Annotated in this window: 5 protein-coding genes; 2 read left to right on the top strand and 3 right to left on the bottom strand. The window is 51.6% G+C overall.

Annotation, left to right across the window (positions count from 1 at the left end; genetic code table 11):
• The first annotated feature begins 38 nt into the window (after positions 1-38).
• Positions 39-611 carry a Uma2 family endonuclease gene (locus AC1DWB_RS24285; protein ID WP_477543676.1) on the top strand — a complete coding sequence of 191 codons (573 nt, stop codon included), beginning with the start codon at positions 39-41 and terminating at the stop codon, positions 609-611.
• An 88-nt stretch (positions 612-699) separates the two neighbouring features.
• Here the strand turns inward: AC1DWB_RS24285 and AC1DWB_RS24280 are convergent, their stop codons facing one another.
• Positions 700-1,869, bottom strand: coding sequence for an MFS transporter (locus tag AC1DWB_RS24280; protein ID WP_477543675.1), 1,170 nt, complete (start codon positions 1,867-1,869; stop codon positions 700-702).
• A 52-nt stretch (positions 1,870-1,921) separates the two neighbouring features.
• Complete coding sequence (locus tag AC1DWB_RS24275; RefSeq protein ID WP_477543674.1) at positions 1,922-3,442, bottom strand: DUF4153 domain-containing protein; 1,521 nt, start codon at positions 3,440-3,442, stop codon at positions 1,922-1,924.
• 118 nt (positions 3,443-3,560) lie between these two features.
• Between AC1DWB_RS24275 and AC1DWB_RS24270 the strand changes: the two genes are divergently transcribed.
• Positions 3,561-5,399 (top strand): ABC transporter substrate-binding protein, encoded by a 1,839-nt coding sequence (locus tag AC1DWB_RS24270; protein ID WP_477543673.1) that lies wholly within the window; start codon positions 3,561-3,563, stop codon positions 5,397-5,399.
• 80 nt (positions 5,400-5,479) lie between these two features.
• On the opposite strand, the gene AC1DWB_RS24265 is transcribed toward AC1DWB_RS24270, so the two are convergent.
• On the bottom strand, positions 5,480-6,634 hold the full coding sequence (locus AC1DWB_RS24265) for an acyltransferase domain-containing protein (protein ID WP_477543672.1): 1,155 nt from the start codon (positions 6,632-6,634) through the stop codon (positions 5,480-5,482).

The following is a 6,634-nucleotide window of genomic DNA, read 5'->3' as shown; positions in this document are numbered from 1 at the left end:
CAGGATAAGCTATTCCATTCCCGAGAGGCGGATTCCCTATGAGCGACAGCGCCAAGTCGAATTCAAAGCCATTGATCAAGGAGCATACATCCTACTATGACATTCCCGAGCGATTCGAAATCATCAACGGCATACGTTACGACCTCTCACCATCCCCCAAGTTCATACACCAGAAGATTGTAGGCAATCTGTACTTCAACTTGCAGACAACATGCTGCCTAGACGGAGAAATCATACTCGCGCCGATGGATGTACACTTCGACATAGACAATATAGCCCAGCCCGATCTCATCTATATCGTTAACGCCAATCGCTCAATCCTCAGGGACGGGTACGTGTTCGGTGCACCCGATTTGGTCATCGAAGTATTGTCCAGCAGCACCGGACGCAAGGACAAGACTGTGAAGAAGGCGATGTTCGAACAATTCGGCGTGAAAGAATATTGGCTCCTCGATCCCACTTACCGTACGGTTGATCAATTTGTGCTTATGGATGGAGAATATAGGTTGATCGCCACGCTAACGGATCAAGATCAGCTCACATCCCCGTTATTCTCATGTGTTGTACTCGATCTGAATGCCATATTTCCTCCAGAAGAGAACCACGAATAACCGTCTGCGTGTGCAGACGGTCATTCGAGTGTTTGGGGAGACGCTTGTTCTCACAGAGACTAGAGGTTCATCTAGTTCATCGACTTTTTTATCCGTTTAGATAGGTCTCAACGCCCCTACTAGATCGCGCCTGCCGCATCGTCAAAAATCCGATTCCCCCCATAACGCACAGCAGTGAAGATAACCGGAACATGGTCCCAAACCCGGCATAGTCGATCAACCAACCACCCGCGTTACTCGCGATCAGAATGGCCACATTGGCGTACACCATACTGAACAGCGATTGACCCGTCGCCTTCGATCCTGGCGGGGATAGCTCATTCGCATACTGCACACCAGCCGCGTAGAAAAGTCCGAACGATATGCCATGCAGCAGTTGGGTCGCGAGCAGCACCGGCATCGGTAAGCCGAACGAAACGGCGAAAAGCCGCAAAGCCATAGCGAACGCACCGGCCGACAACACCTTACGATAACCGAACCTTCCTGTAATACGTGAGGCGAATAGGAAGAAAGGAAACTCCGATAATGCGGCGACAGCCATCAGCCAACCGACCTTGGCGGAGACATTACCACCGTCTGAGCTAATATAGATAGTGAAGAACACGTTGAACCCTTGTGTACCGCAAGCCATGATAAAAACAATGAACAAAAACATCGTCAATTCCTTGTTTTTCAACAACTTGCCTATGTCCCGCCATGACGTGTTCCTCCTAACGCTTCCCCTCTCCAGCAGTAAAGCGATAAAGAATACAGCGATCATAAAGGCCATATAGAACGAAAACATCCACTTGATGCCGATCTGCTCATATAATATGCCCATCGGGGTTACGATGACGGCGAAGCCGACCGAACCCCATACTCTTGCACCGCCGTAAGTCTGGCCCCGCTTGTTCACATGGGCGACCGCGACAGCGTCCGACAAGGGCCCGAGCGGTGAGGAAAAAACTGCAATAGCGACCGCCGTTGCAGCTAATATCGCGAAGCCCCCGCCGCTCGAATACCCAAAGGCGAGTGCTGGGGTTAACAGACTACAGAGCATCAACACCGATTTTTCGATGCCGTACTTGTCGCACAGAACGCCCCAGACCGGTTGAACGAACAGCGCCACGAACGGACCGATCGCGTAGATCGCCCCAATCTGCTGGTTCGTAAGTCCTTCCCCATTCAGCCACAAACCCAGGTACGGTGCATAAGAGCCCACTGCGATAAAAAAGAAGAAGAAATACACATGGGGCGCATAAGTAGTTAATCGGTTCAAGGTGTCAGCTCCAGTAATGATTCAGCCTGCAGTGCATACAAGCTAAATTATATCACTTCATCCGAAGCTTCGATACGTTCCAGGACGGCCAACTGTTATCCTGCGCGGACTCCCTCTTCATTTTGTCGAGGATCGACTGGAGCTGGAGCATGTCTGAATGCTTCGCTTGAAATCGTTGGAGAGCTGGAGCCGCATCCGTGGAAAGCTTGTTCAGATACGCCACATCCAAGATACCTGTTCGTTCATAGCGTGCGATATTATTGACTGCGATCCGATAGTCGAGGTTCGCATAGTTCATCACCACATAGGCGATCAGTGCACTACATACATAAGCCTTGGACAAGGAGAACCGCTCCTGCCACACGCGAATTAACGCAAGAATTAACCAGATGCCAAGAAACAGCATGAATCCATGCACCAACAACCGGGTTTGCGTGAAACCATACGCTTCCTCGTACAAGGAAAGTCGACTGTATGATGAGATCAGCATCACTACCGTACATCCCACTAACATGCTTAATAGCAGCTTCCGTACCATTTCGGCCACCTTGCTGGACTTGCGTATATAATGGAGCCCTGGGAGCAGCAAGCCGAGGTTAAGGATGGCAACCAATACGAGCTCGGCAAACCCTTTCCGCGCATACTCCGCATAGGCTGCACCTTCCGGCAATAGTCCATTCGCCGCCCCGAATAAATAAGAGAATTGGATCGCTGCGAACAGCATGTACACAAGATTCACGCTCACTAGCAGCGTTCCCGCAATGAGTGGGTCAAGCGATTGGCGCTTCCGCTCCTGCTTCAGTTGCCCTCCTTCATCAACAAACTCAGCCGCAGCAGACAACTCCGAGGTTTCCATCGCTTGCGGGAACAGAAGCCCCCATATGTAACAAAATGTATAGAGTGCAATGACGATCATCACAATCACCCGGTATACCCAGGAACCGATTGAGATCCCATCCATCCATTGTGGAATTTCCTCCAGCCAGGATTGGAAGATGCGGTCAGCCGATGCCAACAACGAAATCACAATGAGCAGGATTGGAGCCGCCAGCAGCAACCCTAACATGATCTTGCGCAGACGTCCGAAACCGGAGTCCTCACCTTTACTATCCGTGCCGGGAATCAAGCTGCGGAGCATGCCGAACGGGACCGGAATATGGCTGAGCGGCCGGAATATACTTTGAACGAGCATCTCCTGGACAAAGGCAATCTTATACCACGCATGGCTCCCGTTCCGCGTAACCAGCATGGTTTGGGCAACTACCAATATCGGAAGCGCCAATCCATTCAACACACGATACAGTACATTGGCGTACAACACATAAGTCATGGCGAGAAGCGTGATCGGAATCAAGAGCAGCCATCCTGCCGTGGACTGTCCTTGCCATCGATCGAATCCACCAAGCCGCCCTCTCACGGAGTAGAGAAATAGGAAATAATATCCCCCGAGAAACAACATGACTGATACACCTGCTGCCTTTCCCACAAACAAATACTGGCTGCACAAGCCTAGTAAGCAGGCAAGCAACAACATTCTTCCATACCGTTTCTGCCATGGCGCTGGTTCTCTCACTTCGATTCACTCCTCATTCACTTGTATATTCCCTTCTTTTATTGTAGCTTTGAAAATAAGAAGAAAAAGTGCAAGTTTCATTTCAGGAATTTCATATTTTAGGTTGGGAGTGTTATAGATGAAAATTCGGAGGCATTATTTGACGCTAAGACGCTGCTATCCGGACATTGTGGAGGACATTCCGCTGGAGGTTACTTTGGAGGAGCTTGCCCATCTACTCGATTGCACCCACCGCAATATGGTGCTATTGCTCAAGCGGATGCAGCAGGAGCAATGGCTGACATGGTCGCCCAGAAGAGGGCGTGGGAACCGTTCGATTCTGACTTTCCAAGCGCGGCGGGAAGAGATGTTGCTGCAGGAAGCGCAGGAGATGGTAGAGAAGCAAGATTTGCGTTCAGCACTGGAGCTCGTGCAGGCAGCAGGAGATTCATCTTCCTCACTACGCGAGCACTTCCAAGCCTGGTTGTCCGGGCAATTCGGCTTTCATTCCGAGGTGCATGGGCACAAACGTCTGGACAGCTTGCGCTTTCCGCTTCCGCAGACGATCCACTCCCTTGACCCGGCAACCATCCAGTACACGGGTGAATCACACTTGGTCAACCAACTGTTCGACGGACTTGTACGAATGGATGCGCGTGGCGAACATATTGTTCCACATCTGGCTCACGCCTGGGAGACCGACCCTACAAGAACGCTCTGGACTTTCTATCTGAGAAAAGGAGTGCTGTTCCATCACGGTCGCGAGATGGTCTCTTCCGATGCTGCCTATTCGCTCAATCGGTTACGCAAGCTTGCGCCGAGAGGATTGTACAGCTGGGCCTACGAGGATATTGTTTCGATCGAGACGCCGGATGACACTACGCTTCGCATTCGTCTGTCAGAACGCAATGAGGTTTTTCTAGCTTTCTTAACTACGAATCGGGCTTCTGTCGTACCACAGGACGTTTGTGTGGCGGCTGGGGGCTTGTTAGGCACTTCACCGGTTGGCACCGGTCCATTCCGAATGGCTAAGCAGGAGCAAGGTGTGTGGATCCTGGAAGCATTCCCTTCCTATTTCCAGGGACGCGGATTTCTGGATCGGGTCGAGGTGTGGACGATGCCGATGACGGAAGTAAGCGTAAGCGAAGTTCATGACCGCCCTCAGCCTCTTCAAGTCATGCATAATGTACGTTTATCCGACACAGCAGCTGGAGGGTGGCAGCAGGTTCGTCAATCGGGGATGACATGCAAATTCATAACTGTGAATGAGCTTAAGGACGGTCCAGCTGCCCATGCTGACTTACGTGCCGCTATTGACTATGCACTCGACCGCGCCTTCGTGCTGGACCAGTTGTCGGGCGATGTGATCGAAGCGAATGACAGCTTCTTGGTAAGAACCGATTCCACGAAGCCGATCCTGCTGGTGAAGCCCGATCGGGAAGAGATCGACAGGCGCTTGGCACTTGCAGGCTACCAGGGAGAGACGCTGCACTTGGCGACCATCCCCCAATATGAGACAGATGCTGCACTCGTCCGGGATGCGCTTGCCAAGGTTGGCGTTGCAGTCGATATTCAGCTCATCCCGACTGAACTGTTTAAGGGCGAGGCGCGAATGGCCGCCGACCTGCTGCTCTTCGCCGTGATGCTGGATGAGCATCGAGAGCTGCGGCTCATCGATCTGTACCGAAGTATGCAACAGCATGTGGAGCCACATATGCAGGCAATGTTGGAACAGCACATCCAGCTTATTCAGACAGAGCCTGACTCTGCTCGCCGACTCGTCCATTTCCAGGAGATCGAGTCCCAACTCAAACAGCGGCACAGCCTATTATTCCTGTACCGCAAACATTTGAAGACCGCCTTTCACCCGTCCATTAGAGGCATCTCATTGGAATCCTTGGGCTGGGTGCGGTTTCGCGATATTTGGTTCACCGATCTCAATTCCCATATTGGTCAAGAAAAACATCCAGATGATTGAATTCGTCGAACCTGGCGAGCAACTGCTCACGGGGCCAGTCCCACCATGCGATGTCGACATGTAGTGGAAGTTAAGGTGCGTTAAAGGTTTTGTAAAGAAACCAGCCGGTATCCTGCGCCGGAAGCCATTCTTTGGCCGGATTCATAATAAGCGGCAATACGCCGTTGAAGGCTCGTCTCCCGCGGAACTTGAGAGATGTCGCCTGGTTTCGTGCCGAACACTCGATCGAAGGTCTGTTCGTCGTTGGATGCTATCGGGAATAGCTGATAGTCGCTTTGAAACCGGAGTATATTGGCCCCCTCTGGAAGTATGTCCCGAAGCTGCGGACTGAGCAGCCATGACAAACAGGCAAATGCGCGAAATGGACGATTCGGTTCGTACTTTGCGAAAAATTCAGCCGCCAGGCGATACGATTCAAGGCACTGCTCGTGATGAAGCGGGCTGCCTTCAGCAATATGCACATCGAGGATGTCGTTTTCTTCGCTTAGTACCAGCTCCCAATCCTTACTTAGAAGGATGACGGACTCTTTTCGGGCAAAACCGTTTTCCAATAACGTATTCCCGGTTATGACATCTTCCGTCATTTCGAACTGCGCTTCCCATCCTGTCTCGCTGTCGTAGATGCCGTTCGTACCATCCCCCTGACCGTCACCACGGAAACGGATTCCTTCTGCTGATAATGTAAGGACCCGCCCTTCGCTGCGGTGACGAAACACTTTGATTTTACGGGAAAACCGGCGCAGCATGAACTGCAGCCGCCCCAGCCGGAAAACTCGTGCGCGCGCATGCTGGATCAACCAATGTACACGATCGAGCCCCCACACCCCGTTCAAGTTATGGTAATGAAGCATCCAATTATAGATGTCGCTATATGTATCGATTAGCACCTGAGCGGACATTCCTCTGTTCCGATAATAGGCGGCAGCATGCGGCAGACTGGATACAAATACAACGGCCACGAACATGCCCGCCAATTCACCCATCGTCTCGGCATCTGCAAGTAAACGGTGCAAGATAGGCCCATGGTCCTCATCCCATGATTCGAACAACTGCCGGTGATAAGAACCCGCAAGCTCGCGAAGATGCGCGTCCTTATCGATCGTGTCGATTGCCGACAAATAGGCTTCGACGATTTCATCGGGCAGTTTCAGAATTGTGTTCGCCTCGACGATAAAGTCAGGCTTCAAGAAAGAATCCGGTACGACCCATTGCCCATTAAACAACGTCAGCAGCAT

The organism is Paenibacillus sp. P4_E11 (genome assembly GCF_056401635.1).
Note: the sequence above shows the minus strand (reverse complement) of the source record. Positions and strands in the feature narration are given on the sequence as shown.